The sequence below is a fragment of the Streptomyces sp. PA03-6a genome (assembly GCF_033792765.1).
GTDB lineage: Bacteria > Actinomycetota > Actinomycetes > Streptomycetales > Streptomycetaceae > Actinacidiphila.
In genome coordinates, this window is sequence record NZ_JARAVK010000204.1 from 1 (window position 1) to 16,438 (window position 16,438).

7 protein-coding genes and 9 pseudogenes are annotated in these 16,438 nt (G+C 64.4%); 7 read left to right on the forward strand and 9 right to left on the reverse strand.

Annotated features, from left to right (window positions below; genetic code table 11):
* Window positions 1-150 precede the first annotated feature (150 nt).
* Window positions 151-348: pseudogene (locus PV350_RS34710) on the forward strand (hypothetical protein); the annotation flags it as partial.
* Window positions 349-360: 12 nt separating this feature from the next.
* Here the strand turns inward: PV350_RS34710 and PV350_RS34715 are convergent.
* Window positions 361-630: pseudogene (locus tag PV350_RS34715) on the reverse strand (transposase); the annotation flags it as partial.
* 23 nt (window positions 631-653) lie between these two features.
* Between PV350_RS34715 and PV350_RS34720 the strand changes: the two are divergent.
* A pseudogene (locus PV350_RS34720) lies at window positions 654-1,010 on the forward strand (IS5 family transposase); the annotation flags it as partial.
* A 19-nt stretch (window positions 1,011-1,029) separates the two neighbouring features.
* Here the strand turns inward: PV350_RS34720 and PV350_RS34725 are convergent.
* Window positions 1,030-2,232 (reverse strand): IS110 family RNA-guided transposase, encoded by a 1,203-nt coding sequence (locus PV350_RS34725; RefSeq protein ID WP_500337535.1) that lies wholly within the window; start codon window positions 2,230-2,232, stop codon window positions 1,030-1,032.
* A gap of 504 nt (window positions 2,233-2,736) precedes the next feature.
* On the opposite strand from PV350_RS34725, the gene PV350_RS34730 reads away from it, so the two are divergent.
* Together PV350_RS34730 and PV350_RS34735 are read left to right on the forward strand one after the other, a co-directional pair.
* Window positions 2,737-3,843 (forward strand): IS110 family RNA-guided transposase, encoded by a 1,107-nt coding sequence (locus PV350_RS34730; RefSeq protein ID WP_500337536.1) that lies wholly within the window; start codon window positions 2,737-2,739, stop codon window positions 3,841-3,843.
* Between the two features lie 12 nt (window positions 3,844-3,855).
* Window positions 3,856-4,353 (forward strand): annotated as a pseudogene (locus PV350_RS34735) (IS5 family transposase); the annotation flags it as partial.
* A 2-nt stretch (window positions 4,354-4,355) separates the two neighbouring features.
* On the opposite strand, the pseudogene PV350_RS34740 reads toward PV350_RS34735, so the two are convergent.
* The 4 genes and pseudogenes from PV350_RS34740 to PV350_RS34755 form a co-directional block, all read right to left on the reverse strand.
* Window positions 4,356-4,814 (reverse strand): annotated as a pseudogene (locus PV350_RS34740) (transposase); the annotation flags it as partial.
* A gap of 1,677 nt (window positions 4,815-6,491) precedes the next feature.
* Window positions 6,492-6,647, reverse strand: coding sequence for a hypothetical protein (locus PV350_RS34745; RefSeq protein ID WP_500337541.1), 156 nt, complete (start codon window positions 6,645-6,647; stop codon window positions 6,492-6,494).
* A 34-nt stretch (window positions 6,648-6,681) separates the two neighbouring features.
* A pseudogene (locus tag PV350_RS34750) lies at window positions 6,682-7,092 on the reverse strand (transposase); the annotation flags it as partial.
* A gap of 211 nt (window positions 7,093-7,303) precedes the next feature.
* Complete coding sequence (locus PV350_RS34755) at window positions 7,304-7,612, reverse strand: transposase (protein WP_500337537.1); 309 nt, start codon at window positions 7,610-7,612, stop codon at window positions 7,304-7,306.
* Between the two features lie 114 nt (window positions 7,613-7,726).
* Between PV350_RS34755 and PV350_RS34760 the strand changes: the two are divergent.
* Window positions 7,727-8,886 (forward strand): annotated as a pseudogene (locus PV350_RS34760) (IS3 family transposase).
* Window positions 8,887-9,343: 457 nt separating this feature from the next.
* Here PV350_RS34760 and PV350_RS34765 read toward each other — a convergent pair.
* The 3 genes and pseudogenes from PV350_RS34765 to PV350_RS34775 form a co-directional block, all read right to left on the reverse strand.
* Window positions 9,344-10,111 (reverse strand): annotated as a pseudogene (locus tag PV350_RS34765) (transposase family protein).
* A gap of 166 nt (window positions 10,112-10,277) precedes the next feature.
* The gene (locus tag PV350_RS34770) at window positions 10,278-10,835 is read right to left on the reverse strand and encodes a hypothetical protein (protein ID WP_500337538.1); all 558 of its coding nucleotides are present in this window, start codon (window positions 10,833-10,835) and stop codon (window positions 10,278-10,280) included.
* A 230-nt stretch (window positions 10,836-11,065) separates the two neighbouring features.
* Window positions 11,066-12,025, reverse strand: a complete 960-nt coding sequence (locus PV350_RS34775) for a ParA family protein (protein WP_500337539.1) — start codon at window positions 12,023-12,025, stop codon at window positions 11,066-11,068.
* A gap of 3,379 nt (window positions 12,026-15,404) precedes the next feature.
* Here PV350_RS34775 and PV350_RS34780 point away from each other — a divergent pair.
* The gene (locus tag PV350_RS34780) at window positions 15,405-15,725 is read left to right on the forward strand and encodes a transposase (RefSeq protein ID WP_500337540.1); all 321 of its coding nucleotides are present in this window, start codon (window positions 15,405-15,407) and stop codon (window positions 15,723-15,725) included.
* Window positions 15,722-16,327 (forward strand): annotated as a pseudogene (locus PV350_RS34785) (IS3 family transposase); the annotation flags it as partial. The gene PV350_RS34780 and the pseudogene PV350_RS34785, both read left to right, overlap by 4 nt.
* Window positions 16,328-16,438: the final 111 nt, after the last annotated feature.

Below are 16,438 nucleotides of genomic sequence, written 5' to 3' on the forward strand. Positions count from 1 at the left end.
GAAGCCAGAGGTCTTGGAGGAGATCGTCAGCCACGACCGTTCATGATCGCGGTTCCGGTGACGCTCCGTGGCTCCAGCACGGAAAGTGATCCAGAACCAAGGTTCACGCGTCGTCGACAGCCGCGCTGTAGCCGGCGCTGGAGGAGCCAGCGCGCCGCCGTGCTGACGGCGGCCGCCACGGTGGTCTCGCTGGTACCCGCGGACGAAAACTAGGCCGAGGTCGTGATGCGTGCCGCGCTTGCGATCGGATTCGCCAGCCGGCAGCCGGTTCTGTCGTTGCTCGGAGAGTCGAAGGCGATGGAGGCGAGGAACTCGGGTACGCAGCTTTCTGGCCGGGGGGGGGTGCCTCTATGTCCTTCGTCAAGCGAGTCGTGGGGTGCGGGGTTGGTAGAAGATGCCGTCGCGGAGCATGGCGAATAGGACGCTGATGCGGTGGCGGGCGGGGCGGAGGAGGGCTTGGGTATGGGTTTTGCCGCGGGCCCGGCATTTGTCGTAGTAGGTGCGGGAGGCGGGGTCGTGGAGGGCGGCGAACACGGACAGGAACATGGCCCGTTTGAGCTGCCGGTTTCCGCCTCGGGGTGCGTGTTCGCCGCGGATCGAGGTGCCGGACTGCTTGGTTGTGGGGGCTAGAGCGTGTCGTCAAACGATCTTGCCTGGTGGATCATGGTCCGGTGATACGTCGCCATGAACTGTCAGACGCCGAGTGGGAGTTCGTCCGGCCGCTGCTGCCCCATGCCGAGTCGGGGCGGAAGCGGCTGGACGACCGCATGGTCCTGAACGGGATCGTGTGGAAGTTCCGGACTGGGTCCGCCTGGCGGGACGTGCCTGAGCGATACGGGTCCTGGGCCACCTTGCATACCCGTTTCCGCCGGTGGGCTGCAGACGGAACCTTCGACCGGATGCTGCGGGCAGCCCAGGCGAAGGCGGATGCGGCCGGTGCCGTCGACTGGATGGTGTCGGTCGACTCCACCATCGTGCGGGCCCACCAGCATGCCGCCGGGGCCCGAAAAGGTGCCCCTATGGCTTTCGTCAAGCTGCCGCGTTGAGCGGGGGCTCGTAGAGGGTGCCGTCGCGGAGCATGGCGAAGAGCACGTCGATGCGTCGTCTGGCGAGGGCGACCAGGGCTGCGACGTGGTGCTTGCCCTCGCGGCGCTTCCTGTCGTAGTAGGCGCGTGATTCTGGTTGCGAGAGCGAGGCGAAGGCGGCGAGGTAGAAGGCGCGTTTGAGCTGTTTGTTGCCCCGCCGGGCGGGATGTTCGCCACGGATGGACGAGCCGGAGCTGCGGGTGACCGGTGCCAGGCCAGCGTATGCGGCCAGGTGTCCGGCTGTGGCGAAGGTGCTGCCGTCACCGACGTCGATGAGGATGCGGGCCGCGGTCCTGACCCCGATGCCGGGCATAGAGATCAGGACCTCGGAGAGAGGGTGGGCCTCCAGGAGTTCCTCGATGCGGGTAGCGAGGAGTTTTCGCTGGTCCAGGACGGAGCCGAGGGTGGAGACGAGGCTGGGGATGATCAGCGTGGCGGCGTCGGTGCCGGGGACGACCACGGTCTGCTCGTCCAGTGCGGCAAAGATCTCCTCGACCAGGCGCTCAGCCATCCGTGGCGCTTTCGGCCGCAGCAGTGTGACCAGTCGCCGCCGGCCTGCCTTCCTGATCTGCGCCGGGGAACCGAAGCGTTCAAGCAGCGCAAGCACGGCGGGATGGTCCAGACGCGGGCCGAGGACTTTCTCCAGCGACGGGTGGATCTGCGTGAGCAGCCCCCGCAGGCGGTTCTTGGTCCTGGTCAGCTCGATTGCAAGGTCGTCGTCGAACCCGACGATCATCTCCATTTCGGCGACGGTCGCGTCGGCCAGTTCGATGGCCCGCAGCGTGTGGGGCATCGCGCGGGCCGCATCCGCGATGATGTGCGCGTCGCGGGCGTCGGTCTTGGCTCCTCCCGGGTAGAGGTCGGCGATCCGCCGCATCGTCAGGCCGGGGAGGTAGGCGACGCGGCATCCCGCATCGCGGGCCACGGCCAGGGGCAGTGCGCCTATGGAGGCGGGCTGGTCGACCACCACCAGCACAGTGCCGTGCTTGGCCTGGAGCTTGGTGAACACCTCGCGCAGCTTCGGCTCGGTGTTGGGCAGCCGCTTGTCGAAAACCCGCTTGCCCGCCGGGGTCAGGGCGGTGGCATGGTGCTCGCTCTTGCCGACGTCCAGACCCACGTAGACGTCGATGCTGCCGTCATCGTTCACGGTCTTGCTCCTGTGTTCGCCCTCTTCCCGGCCTACCTGCGGCATCGGCGTGCCGGCATCCACGTTACGAAGAGACTGCCTCGCCCGGTCCGGGATCGGCGCTCGTGCCCCTAATCAGCGGTCTGCCAATGCCTCCGACGCCCGGTGACACCACCTTTTCGATCATCACCGACTGGGGGCTCAAGTCCTGCCGGTGTCGGAGGCCGGGAGCCTCATTGCGAGGCCAGGAAAAAGGTAACTGTGAGAGTTCTTCTGCGGCCCGGGATGGGTTGCTGCCAGGCTCGGCGCTCATGATCCGGCATGACTCGAAAAATAACTGGCGCCCCGTCAGGGGCTGCCGTTCCCCCGAGGTGTCTGCCGGACGCGGGCGTCGGCCTGGTCCACCCGTTGGCTTGATCAGCAGCTTGTCCGCCTTCCGGCGTGACTCATCACAGTTCCGCCGCGCGGTGACTCCACCCAGGCCGACGCCGATCACGGTCCGTCCGCCCGGAGGAGAACAACCGCGTGACCATGCTCGCAGAACACGTCGACGGCGTCATCGGTGTCGATACCCACCGCGACACGCTTGCCGCGGCCGCCGTCAGCCCCATCGGGGCCGTCCTGCAGACCACCGACTCACCTGCTCACACGCGCGGCTACCAGCGCCTGCTGGACTTCGCCCAGCAGCACGTGCCCGGCCGACGCTGCTGGGCACTCGAAGGAACCGGCAGCTACGGCGCTGGCCTGGCCGCCTTTTTGGAAGACGCTGGCGAACGCGTCATCGAAGTCTGTCGCCCCAAGCGCCCGCCGGTCCGGGGAGGCCGTAAGACGGACATGCTCGACGCCATCCGCGCGGCCCGCGAGGCCCTGGCCACCGAGCCCGTCATCCAGCCCCGAAGCCGCGGGGAACGCGAGGCGATGCGCGTGCTGCTGGCCACCCGGCAAGGCGCCGTGCACGCCTCCACGGCGGCCATCAACCAGCTCAAGGCACTGATCGTGTCCGCGCCGGACGACCTCCGCGCCGAGCTGCGTCGCCTCAGCCGGCCGCAGCAGGTCACACGCTGCGCTGGCCTGCGCGGCCGCCCCGCGCTGTCTACCGAGCACCGCATGACCGTCCGCGCCGCGCTGTCTACCGAGCACCGCATGACCGTCCGCGCCCTGCGTTCTACCGCTCAGCGCATCCGGCACCTCCAGACCGAAGCCCGCGAGCTGGAGAACGAGCTTCTCCAGCTCGTCCGACAGCAGGCTCCTGAACTCTTGGAGTTGCTCGGGATCGGCCCGATCACCGCAGCTCAGATCCTGGTCAGCTGGTCGCATCCGGGCCGGTTCCGTTCCGAGGCCGCCTTCGCCTCCTTCGCCGGTGTCGCGCCGATCCCGGCCTCGTCAGGGCTAACCAACAAGCACCGGCTGAACCGGGGCGGCGACCGCCAGCTGAACCGAGCGATGCACACGATCACCCTGATCAGGATGCGGCTCGATCCTGCCACGAAGACGTACGTCGCCCGACGCGTCGGCGAGGGCAAGAGCCCCCGCGATGCGCAGCGATGCCTCAAACGCAACATCTGCCGCCAGATCTTCAAGATCCTCGAACGACGGAACCAACAGACGGAACAGCTTCCCCAAGCGGCTTGACATGACATAGCAGCCTCGGGGGCCCACAACCCGGGGTTCGGACGGTCCCGCGGCGGCCTGACCAGCAAAATCCATCTCGCCTGCGACGGACTGGGCCGCCCGCACGGCTTCACGATCACCGGCGGCAACACCAACGACTGCACCCAGTTCACCGCCATCATGCAGGCCATCCGCGTGCCCCGGATCGGACCTGGCCGGCCCCGAATCCGGCCCTCGCACGTCATCGGCGACAAGGGCTACAGCTCACGGGCCATCCGCACCTGGCTGCGTGAACGGGGCATCGCGCACACCATCCCCGAGCGCGTCGACCAGATCCGCAACCGGCGCCGCCGCGGACGCCGCGGTGGACGACCCCCGGCCTTCGACAAGGCGGTCTACAAGCGCCGCAACGTCGTGGAACGCTGCTTCAACCGCCTCAAGCAATGGCGCGGCATCGCCACTCGCTACGACAAGACCGCTCAGTCCTTCCAGGCCGCCGTCACCCTCGCATCACTGCTGATGTGGGCCTGACGTTTGACGACAGGCTCTAGGCTGGCGTGGGAGGCGAGGTGGGCGGCGCTCGGGAACGAGCTGCCGTCGCCGATGGTGACCAGAAGGACTGCGGCGGTCCTGACGCCGACACCGGGGAGTGACGTCAGGACCTGGGAAAGAGGGTGGGCCTCCAGCAGGGCCTCGATCTGGGCCTCAAGGGCCCGCCGCTGTTCGTGCACGGCTGCCAGGGACTTGGCCAGCGATGGCACGACGATGTCGAGGGTGCCGGTCCCTGGGACCACGACGGTCTGCTCGTCCAGGGCGGTGAAGATGTCATCGATCAGCCGGGTGGCCATGCGAGGTGCTTTGGGCCGGATGACCTCGAGGAGTCTGCGGCGTCCGGCTTTCCTGAGGGCGGCCGGGGAGCCGTAGCGCTCCAGCAGCCAGGTGACGGCCTGGTGGTCGAGCCGGGGGCCAAGAACGCGTTCCAGCGAGGGGTGGGGCACCGGTTCGTCGATGTGCTGAGCAAGGTGGCCGACTCGCTCCGACCACCAACCTGGACCACTCCGAACGCGTCGGACTCGCCAGGGGGGCGACTGTACGGCTCGGCTGGGGCTACACCCTGCACGACAACGGCACCCCTGCCGTGCACCGCCAGCTCCTGTGCCACTGCCAGCCGCTCGCAGGCGTCCGGGGTCCCGGCGGTCCCGGGCCAGCGCGAGGCTCACCGCGAGTACGAGAGCAGGGTCAGCACACGCCGCCTGGCCTCTGAGCGTTCTCGCCGATACCGATGTGCCCCGAGGCTGGAAGCCCGCCCAGCAACGAACCACAGGTGGTCCCTTGACCTGATGGGCACCTGCATCCAGCGGCCGTCGCTAGTTCAGCTTGCTCCTGTTAGTGGCGACACCTGAGAACGGCTTAAGGCCGCTCTAGGCAGCCGTTCTGAGCCTGTGTGGGGGCGCGTGTGGGCAAAGCTGTCCTAGGCCCTGAGAGGAGCCCAGAAGGCTCTGGCAGCCGGCTGTCTCAAGCAGTTGGGCAAGGAGGAGGGACTGTAGAAGAGGGACTGGACCTGCCCTAGGCCCGGAGCAGGGTAGTCCCCAAACCGCAGGTCATACCCCCTGAAGCAGCAACACCAGGGACTGTAGGGACTGTGATGTGCAAGTTATCTTGCGCCCGCGCACATGAGAAGCAGGAACCTGAACGCACTCTTAAATTGGGAAACCCAGTCCCTACAGTCCCTTACACCGTCCTGACCTGCACAAACACCCAGGGACCAAGGGACCAAACCTAGACACTGTCCGTCCCTGGCAACCACTGACCGACTGGGCCGGCTGTCTCAAGCAGTTGGGCAAGGAGGAGGGACTGTAGAAGAGGGACTGGACCTGCCCTAGGCCCGGAGCAGGGTAGTCCCCAAACCGCAGGTCATACCCCCTGAAGCAGCAACACCAGGGACTGTAGGGACTGTGATGTGCAAGTTATCTTGCGCCCGCGCACATGAGAAGCAGGAACCTGAACGCACTCTTAAATTGGGAAACCCAGTCCCTACAGTCCCTTACACCGTCCTGACCTGCACAAACACCCAGGGACCAAGAGACAAGGACTGCTCCCACCATGTTGTGGTTGTCGGCTTGGGTGCTGGTTTGGAAGTTTGGTGCGTGGGTTGTCTCAGACTGTGGTTTTTGACGCGGCTGTTGGTGCTGTTGTCTGTGCCGAACTAGTCCGGGTTGTTCGAAGGTGGCGGAGGAGATCGACTGGTTGTGTGAGGTGGTCGGTTCCAGTCGTGTCCGGGGCGCCCGGCGGCGTGCTGCCGGGGTCGCAAACCACTATGTCCCCGTTGACGGGTGGAGTGGAACGCTCGCGGTCTTGCTGACGGACGGCATCACGCAGCTCGCGGTCTTGCTGACGGACGGCATCACGCAGCTCGCGGTCTTGCTGGAGAAGGCCTCCGGCGGTGGCCGATCTGGTTGGCACCGTGCACACAACCCGCGGGAACTCCCTGCCGGCGCTTGTTCTGGGAACGCGGGATTAGACCAGTCATCACACGCCGCGACATCCCACAGGGGCCCAGCCTCCGCGTACATCGCTGAACCGTAGAGCGGGCCAACGTGCGACTCCACGACTTTCGCCACCAACGCACGCATCCGACAAGCTCGCGTATGGCCTCGAGCTGGGCATGATCAGCCTGTGCGACTTGTGGTTCCCTCCTGCTGGGCTTCGACCAGGTGGTAGGTCTGCTCGATCCAGGTCACGATCGTGGTCCGCAGTTCCTCGTGGGTGGTCCAGTTCCGGCGGTCGAGGACGTTCTTCTGCAGCAGGCTGAAGAAGGACTCCATGGCCGCGTTGTCGCCGGCTGCCCCCGACTCTCCCTATCGATCCGGCCATCCGGTGGCGATCGAGTGCCCGGACGAATTTCCGTGACCGGAACTGCGATCCGCGATCGCTGTGCAGGATGCATCCGTCGACGTGTTCACGCCGGGCGACGGCGTTGTCCAGGGCGGTCACGGCCAGGCGGGACTTCATCCGCGCATCAATGGAGTAGCCCACGATCCTGTTGCTGAAGGCGTCCTTGATCGCGAAGAGGTACAGCTTGCCGTCGCCGGTGGCGTGTTCGGTGATGTCTGCGAGCCACAGGCGGTTCGGAGCGTCAGCGGTGAAGTTGCGGCGGACCAGGTCGTCGTGCACCGGCGGGCCGGCCTTCTTGATCCTGCCGCGCTTCTTGCCGAACACGCTCCACCAGTGGTTGTCCCGGCAGATCCGCCACGCGGTCCGGTCGGCCATCGCGGCACCCGCGCTGCGGGCTTCGTCGGCCAGGAAGCGGTAGCCCAACTCGGGATCCTCGCGGCGTCGAACAGCGCGTTCGCGCGATGAGCCTCCTCCAGCACGGCGTCGGTCACCGGCTTGTCGAGCCAGCGGTAGTAGTAGGGCTGTTTCGCGAGCTTCAGCACCCGGCACGTCACCGTGACGGGCATCCCGTCCGCGGCCAGCTCTTTCACGAGCGGGTAGATCCTTTTCCCGGCAGATGCGCCTGCGACAGGTAGGCCGCGGCCCGGCGCAGGACCTCGTTCTCCTGCTCCAGCAGCTTGATCCGCCGGCGCGCTTCCCGCTGTTTCGCGCTCTCCTGGCTGGTCACCCCGGGCCTGGCCCCGTTGTCGATGTCCGCACGGCGCATCCATTTCCACAACGTCATCGGGTGGACTCCGAAGTCGGTGGCCACCTGCTCGACCGTCACCCCCGGGCCACGGTTCCTCGCGACTCGCACGACGTCTTGGCGGAACTCGTCCGGATAGGGCTTGGGCACAGCGACATCCTTCCCACCCGCCCCACAGGGCAAGCCAGCTCAGATGACCTGACCCACCTCTCAGGTTCCAGTTTTGGTGGCTAACTGACAGCCCTTCACGGAAGGCTGGCAGTCATGCCTCGTCCCTATCCTCCGGAGTTCCGGGCGCGCGCCACCGGGCTCATCCGTGCTGGCAAGCAGGCCATACAGACGGCGGTGGAGCTCGGTATCCATCCCGTCACGTTGTCGAAGTGGTTGCGGCAAGACGACATCGACAACGGGCGGCGACCGGGAACGCCGTCGAGCGAGTCTGCTGAGTTGCGGGCCGCTCGCCGGCGGATCCATGAGCTGGAAACCGAGTTGGCGATCGTCCGGCAGACGGCGAAGTTCCTCGGCGAGGACATGCCGGCCCCAAAAGGCTCTACCCGGTGATCGACCGACTCGTCGATGCCGGGGCCCCGGTCAACAGGTGCTGCCGGATCCTTGGCGTCGCCCGGCAGAACTACTACAAGCACAAGCGCACACCGACCACTCCACGGCAGCTACGGCGAGACTGGTTGACCGGGCTGATCCGAGAGGTTCACGTCGCCTCCCGCGGCACTTACGGCTACCGCCGCATCCACGCCGAGCTCACCCTGGGCATGGGTATCCGGGTCTGCACCAGGACCGTGTCGGTGCTCATGTCACAGGCCGGGATCCACGGCCTGCCCGGACCGGTGCGCATCAAGCGCCTGCGGGGTGTCGTCACCGCCGAGGACCTGGCCAATCGCAAGTTCCATCGCTTGCGCCCCGACGAGCTGTGGGTCACCGACATCACGCAGCACCGCACCAGGGAAGGGTGGGTGTACTGCGCGGCAGTCCTGGACGCGTTCAGCCGCAGGATTGTGGGCTGGTCCATCGACTCACGGCAGGACTCCACCTTCGTGGTCAACGCGCTGGACATGGCCATCCGCAACCGCCGCCCCGAGCCGGGCGGGATAGTGCACGCCGATCACGGCACCCAGTTCACCTCCTGGGTCTTCGGCGAACGGATCCGCTCCGCTGGCCTCCTGCCGTCGTTCGGCACCGTCGGGGACGGCCTGGACAACGCGATGATGGAGTCGTTCTGGTCCTCCATGCAGATCGAGCTGCTCAACCGCAAGCGCTGGAAGACCCGGGTCGAACTGGCCAACGCGATCTTCGAGTACATCGAGATCTTCTACAACCGCCAGAGACGACATTCAGCACTGGGCTACCGCACCCCAATCGAGTACGAGCTACTCTCCGCACGAGACACCGTCCCCGCGGCCAGTTAGCCACCGCAGCTGGAACCCAAACCGTGGGGCAGGTCAAGACGTCACCCGATCGTTCAGCAAACCCGTCATCGCCCTTGACGAGCATGGCACCGATGGCGGGATTCGGGCCGCTTGGCTTCCCCTACCGTGCTCGAAAACTTCGACTTCGATCCTCAAGCCGTCGTGAGACGCGAGGCCGTGACAATGGTCCACCATGCGCACCTCTCCCCCGGCCTGGCCCATCGGTTGCCGTCACACCGATGCTGTCCGCACCATGCCTAGGGCACGCCGATACTGCCGTCGGATTGAGCTGGCTGAGGTTGGCCCAGATCTGTATGTATGTGGCGTATCGAACATGGCTATGGAACTGAAAACCATTTTCTGAATCGACCACTTCGAAGGCCATTCACTCATCGACTAAAGCGTGTTGCAGAAGGCCTTGGTTTTGCAGGTCAGGGCCTGTTCATTGGTGTTGTGATTACACGGTCAGGGCGAGGTTGTGCAGGGTGTGCGATGGCCTGGACCGCGTGGTGGAGGCCGTTGCCGTGCTGTCGGCAGTCACGCGATCTTGTAGTTCTTCAGCCGGCCGATCGCATGCTCGACCCGCGCACGGATCCGGCGATGCTCCGCGTTATCGGCTTCCTCGTCGGCCAGCAGGGCCGGCCGGGACGGTTGCGGTGCGGGACGACCAGGCCGGTGTTGATATAGGCGCCGTCGCCGAGAACGGTGCGCCCTGGCAGTGCTGCGGAAGGCCCCAGTCGCGCCACACATGACCGGCGGCCCTGTTGCCCGGCGCCGGGCGCGCGGCGGCCACCCAGACGAGTGTCGCCATCGATGATGACCTGCATGTTTGCGGAGAACCGGTAGTTACGGCTCGAGGCACCAACCTTGCAATCTCGGACCGGGACCAGCGTGCCGTCCACGATCCACAGCCGGTCCGCGGCATCGATGGGACGTGCGGCCTGCTCCAGCACGAGGAGGGGCCGTAACCGCCGGATGACCCTGCACACCATGATGGGCGAGACCCTAAAGAGCGGTGCCAGCTCCCGCATAGTGAAGTTCGTCCGGTAGTAGACAGCCACCAGCCGCAGCACCCGGCCAGCAAGCGGCAGCCACCACGGCCGCCCGATGTGCGGCCCGCCGCCACCCCGCTCCCGCACCACCTTCAGCAACCGCTCGAACTGCTTCATCCGCCGCCCCGTGAACGTCTCCACCCACAAAGGTCAGCCCTCAACACCCCACGCACACAAGGAAAATGTCCTGCTCACAGACTGCAACACGCTTAGCACTGGCACGGCACCCTCGTCACCGCTGTCCGCGTGTTCCCGGCCGAAGGGTGAACCAGAGAGTTTGAACCGGACAAGAGGTAAAGAGCCACAGGTCGGAAGCCGGCGGCTCTCCCCCATCGCCTGTCAGGTCTCTGATACGGGGACCACCCCTTCAACGTGCAACTGGGTCAAGGTCTGGCGAGCCACTTCGCGGGAGATCCCGTACGCGCGCGACAGCGCGAGTTCGCCCGGAACCACGGCTGCAGGATCACCCTGCAGCTTGCGGCGCAGATCGCCAGCAACGTTCATGAATGTTCCAGGGAGGAATTCATTGAGAGCCACTGCGATGAGGACGCCTGGCTTGTCACGAACTTCGGCTTCCGCAGCCATCTCACGAAGGACTCGGACATCATCCCTGGTGGGCTGCCACCAGCGCTGTACGGGGCCAGTTCCCTTCAAAGGTCCCTGTTCGCCGCGCGGAGCGAACCGACTGCGCCGCGGCTGTACTCGTGCTGGCGTCTTGGCTCGGTCCATGGCTGCAGGGATCTCTTCCGCGATGTGGTCGAGAGCCATGATGACGACTTCAGTCACCGTGAGCTCCTGCTCCTGCCGGTACGCCTTGAGACGATCGGCCACTTCCTGGCTGACGCGGAACCCGGACTGGCCGTTGCGGGGGAATCCCTCTGCAGGCTCCTCAGGCACGTACTCGGGTTCTGGTGCCTGAGGAGGAACAGGCACAGGCCGAGGCGCCACACGAGGTGGCACGGGAGCGACTGGCGCTGCCGTGCCACCAGTGGCAGGTGCCCAGTTCGCAAACGGGTTGTCGCTGCCGGCGTCCGCTGGGGCGTCGAAGAGGTCTTCGTGCGTACCCACTGCCGGCTCCTGGCCGGGAGCTGTTGCTGACTCCGTCGCCTTCGGGGTGTTCTTTGGCATCAGACGGCCTGGGCGAGATCGTTGGCACGAGTGAAGATCTGAGCCACGAGTGCTTCGTAGTCCGCGGACAAGGCACCAGCGGCGTCTGGGATGGTCTTGTTCCCTGCCTGGCGCTCCTGCTCGAGCTCGTAGGCTGTGCGGCCACGCTCGCGGATGAGGTTTGCCATGGTCGATGAGTGTCCAACAGCTCGAGGGAATACGTAAGCGTGCTTACCGAGGATCTGCTTCGCTCGCCGCTCGATGTCCTCGTGGATCCGCGTCGCGTTGCGAGGTGAGAAGCAGTGGGCCACACCGAGTATCCGCAGTTGCCTGTTTACGCCGACGGCCATCTTGAATGCTTGTCCGAAGTCGTTGAGACCATCATCCAAGGACGCGGCATCGTACTTCACGGGCACCACGGCGAACCGCGAGGCCAAGAGGCAGAGGCGCAGCAGGTCCGGGTTCTCGGGTGGCGTGTCGATGAAGACCGCCCCGTAGCGAGGGAGGATTGGCTGCAGGCACACGGCGAATCGTAGGTACGCCTCAAAGAATCCGTCTGCGCGGGCGACGTCCTGGATGATGCCGTTGATCTTGCGAATTTCGGGTCCGCCGACGATGACATCGAGGTTCTCGCGAACACCCTGGAGCGGGACGAGCGGACTCCTGTCGGCCAGTGCCTCGGCGAACGCCTTTCCCTGGTCCTGGGGGCCGTACCCGAGGTCTCGATGCATGTTGCCCTGGCCGTTTACGTCGATGGCAAGCGTGGGCAAGCCTTCGCGGGCTGTCTTCGCGGCTGCGTTCGCAGTGAGGCTTGTCTTGCCGACCCCGCCTTTGCCGTTGCCAAGCATGAAGACCCGGCCGAACTGGTCGTAGTCGATCCCTGAGTCAGACGGATTCATCGGTGATGAGCTCACTTTCCAGCAATCGGCGAGGCCCTCGAAGGCACCAGCATCATGGCAGAAGACTAGGTCGACAAGCACGGCAACACGCCAATCGACCTAGTGATCAGCATGTGAGAGTACATGCCCCCTGCCATGTGCGCCAACAGGCGGGTGTCCACACGGAGATGCCAACAGTCGGCTAGGCCTTGCCAACCTCTCCCCCACGTACTTGCAAGCAGGCATGTGTACGCAACCGGGCACCTTCAAGGCGTCACGTGTCCTAACGAGAAGTCAAACCAGTGTGACAACACACGTGGAACCACACAATCGAGCACCTGATGCAATCGATTGGTAACCCCTTATACGACCAGGCGTGTGCGCCAGCAGACTTGTAAGGGTGTGCACCCGCATTCGGGCAGGTATGAGGCTCGTCCTGTGATCATGCGTTGAAACGAGTTGTTCAACGTGACTGATCGTTCGCATGCGTGCAGGCGTGTGGCATTGGTCGTATGCAAACGAGACAACTGTCAATCGAACCTTCAGTAAGGCTCGCCTGGAAACGTGATGTTCAACGAGACTGTCATCGTGCAATCTCCCCTCGCAGTCATCGCGCTATCAAACCGATGGTACGTCAAGCTTGTCAACACTCGAGGGTACCTATTGGAAAGCCATAAGTTCATCCTGTGTTCGTGCATGCATGCACGCCGACCGGTGACCATGTTGAGCAACGACGATGTGTACTGGGTTGTCAAAATGGAGACGTACAAGGTTGCATGCCTGTGGATAGTCCCGCCTTCCATCGCACATTCCTGCACGCAGTTAGGAATGAATGCAAACAAGCGGGTGGGGGAGTGTAATTAGGTGTGTGTTCAAAGTCATTTCGTCATGACTACCCATATGCGTGTAGAGCTTCAAGTGTATCTCCCTGTAGACATGCGCCTCAAACTCCCTATGAAACGGTTGTCCAGCATGTGTGTTGGCATGGTGGTCAGCACACATGGAGAGGCGTTTGAATCTGTGTTTGTTTTGATGTTTGCCTTCCTGCTTGTTCTTTTGTGTGTTCTCGTAAAATAGCAGGTCAGACGGCCGAGGGGAAGTCGGCGTGCTCAACTCGAGGCTGACGCCGCGGGCGGCGACGATGCCATCATCAATCCCGATTAGAGCGGTCCCGGCGTGCTCGCGGCCAAGTGATTTTGGCGTCCAAGCGTGTTGTTGTGGGAAGGCCGTTCAAGTGCTGTGATCCACCAGAGTCACTTACATCTGTGTGCTCTAGTTCGACCTCTGGGACCGCCTGGGGTCACGCAGATGGCTACCACCTCAGTTGGTATCTGGTGGAAATCACGTCAGTAGATTGCCACCCATCGGGACCCGGAACACTCTCATCTCCTACTTGCCTCCGCCTGCCTGGTGCAAGACACCCTTGCATCGCACCTCTCTTGCTTGGTTTCACCCTTCTGTCAAGCTCAGCAGAGTGAACAAAAGTTGGGTCATATCGGCTCGATTTCGAGAGTCAAGTAGGTAAGTGAGTCAAGTCGGTCGGATCAGATGATCCGGAAACTTTCATTGCTATCCAGGGCGGTGAGGGAGCCGGATTCGGGTGACCCTGCCTCGTATCCACACTGTCAACGAACTGATCATGTTGGACCACAGCAGTGCACTGAGTCCGGAGCGGCCGCAGAAAATTTTCCATCACTGCTGCACAAGCAGAGGCTGGGACGCAGTTCGGCCAGCAAGCTTAGGATGAACACAGTCACATAGTTGTGAGCCCTACGGTGTGCTTACGGCAGGTGAGTACACATGCATATCCTTGAGTGGGCGAAGCATGCAGTGAGATATCGCGGCCATGTAGCGGGAGCAACTGTGCAGCACCTGGTTTCCGTGAGGCCTTCCTTCTGGCGAGAAGTGGCGAGGTTATCTGACAGGTAAGCGATGGAAATTTCGTCCAGCTTGGACGTCAGCCAGGTACGGGTACGTCCGATCCAATACTGAACAGGCCAGTGGGTGTACCGCATCTGATGGGAGTGGTGCACAAGCGGCAGCCGGCCTGCGGTGTGTGCCTCGTTCTAGCTCGAGGGCAGCCTGAGCGCTTCCTGGATCGTCGGTAGCTTGATCTGCCCCTACCCAGCAGAGGCTCAGAGGTGCAACTAGTGCTGGCTGGCGATTTGGGGCGGGGGTTCATAGGGCGCCATCGTCGCCGTCAACGGGCGCCGTCGCGGGGCTCATTGGTGTCGAAGCAATGACGCCGACTGACTCAGTGATCGGTAGTAGGTTTGCTGTTCGCGCGATGGGTGACGCGGGTGAGTCCTACCGCGAACGTTGTCTTTCTGGGAGCCGTAACTGCTGCCATTCGAGTGACAACAGGCGCGTGATGCGCGTGTCCTCCGGTAGCCACGTGCCCTCTAAGGAATCGCCAATATTGGATTAAAAGGGACACGCGAGAGTCGCCTTCACCCGGTCTGACCTGCAGGTTTGCGTGAATTGCTCTGTGAGGGACTAACTCAAGGTCGCCTGTGTGATCGGTCATCGGGATACCGCTTCGCGCCTCAGCGAGCCGTACAGCGGTTTTTGCAGGTCACTACTCCGGACGATGGCGATCAGGAGCCGCGCTTGCTGCATCCCAGCTGGCGCCTGCGCAGATTGCACATCACATCGTGCTCCGCATCTGGTTCCTGCTGGGTCTGTTGTCCAGGTCGCCGCCTGAGGCCACATCCGGCTCGCCTTAGCTCGCCTATTGGCTGACCCAGGCCGACCGGCGCATCAACCGCACATGACGGCCCACTCCTCGGATCGACCCGAGGCTCACCGGCCCGGACGCTGGCCCTGCCAACGCTGCGGAGCTCGCGGGCGAGGGCGGCCAAGGATGGGCCGGCCAAGGATGGGCTGAGTGGACCCTTGCCGGAGCAGCGCCCCCGGGGGAGGTTTTACCGTGTCCTATGTGGTAAGAGGCGGACGAGCCGTTTCGGCTCAACGTCCGCCTCACCACATAGGACACGGTCTTAGTCGGTAGGCTTGCTGATGGCCTTATGGCCGTGGGTGCGGATGCCATTCGGATAACCCTTCCGCGCCTGGCCCAGGTCTCCCCGCCCAGTCGGGGGGACCTGGTGTCCCAGGACGGTGGCGAGGCCCGTCTGTTTCTGCCGTTTTGTCGGCGGGCCGGTCCAGGACGCACCTCGCTTCAGGTGACCCGGTCCGGGAGCATTCGGTGTTGCAACCCGACTTACGAGCTGCTGGGCGCTGGGGGTTGTGTTGAGGAACCTGGCCGCGGAGATTGGGCAGGTGCTGTCTGATTGCGACAAGGCACCGGATGGGCTGACGAGGGCGCCGCGGCTTTGCATGGCGTCCGGCCTGGGGGGGGCGAGGTGCCCATGGGCACGAGGCAAAGCGGAAGGCATGGTATTCGGCGAACTTGGTCTACCCCCGGCTTGGTTGAATCGCTCCGGGTTCGGTGCAGAGCGTTGAACCTTGGAAGGATGCGCTCATGCCGGCGCAGAGGAAGTACCCAGCGGAGCTGATCGAGCGGGCCGTGCGGATGGTCGCTGAGAAGCGGGGGCAGTCTCCGGGGCGGTCGGGGATCATCCGGGAGGTCGGAGATCTTCTCGGGATTCATCCCGAGGCCCTGCGGCACTGGGTGAAGAAGGCCGAGGCCCAGGCCGATCCGCGGGCGGCTGCCGCTCAGCAGGAGCGTGAGCGGATCAGGGAACTGGAGAAGGAGGTCACCGAGCTGCGGCGGGCGAATGAGATCCTCAAGGCTGCGGCCGTTTTTTTCGCCTCCGAACTCGACCCGAAGCCGCCGCGTTGATCCGTTTCATCGATGCTCACCGCGAACGGTTCGGCGTTGAGGCGATCTGCCGCACCTTGACCTGGGCTGGCACCCCCGCCTCGGCCTCCACCTACTACGCGGCCAAGCGTCGGCCTCCCTCGGCGCGGTCGGTGCGCGATACCGAGTTGACCCAGGAGATCCGCAGGATCCATCAGGTCAACTATGGCGTCTACGGGGCGCGGAAGGTCTGGCATCAGTTACGGCGTGAGGGCACCGAGGTTGCGCGGTGCACCGTTGAGCGTCTGATGCGCCAGGCAGGCCTGGCTGGAGCGCTCCGCGGACGACGGATACGGACCACCTTGCCGGGCAAGGATGGGTGCCGGGCAGGTGACCTGGTCAACCGTGACTTCGACGCCGAGCGGCCTAACCGGTTGTGGGTCGCGGACTTCACCTACGTGCCCACCTGGGCCGGGACCGTCTATGTCGCATTCTGCGTGGATGCCTTCTCGCGCCGGATCCTGGGCTGGAAGGCGTCGCGGAGCAAGCAGACATCCCTGGTCCTGGACGTGGTCGAGCAGGCCCTGTGGCAGCGCGGCTACCGGCCGAACGAGCAGGTCAGCGGCTTGATCCATCACTCGGATGCCGGCAGTCAAGGCGGATTCAACCGGTCGTCGCAACACCGGTCTTCTGGGCCGAGTGTAGGTGTTCGTTGAGTGCCTCGGCCGGGGTCTTCCATCCGAGTGTTTTGCGGG

Excerpts from the sequence above, each read along its gene's own strand:
- PV350_RS34745 (WP_500337541.1), bottom strand. The coding sequence starts at position 6,647 with ATGGAGTCCTTCTTCAGCCTGCTGCAGAAGAACGTCCTCGACCGCCGG.
- PV350_RS34780 (WP_500337540.1), top strand. The coding sequence starts at position 15,405 with ATGCCGGCGCAGAGGAAGTACCCAGCGGAGCTGATCGAGCGGGCCGTG.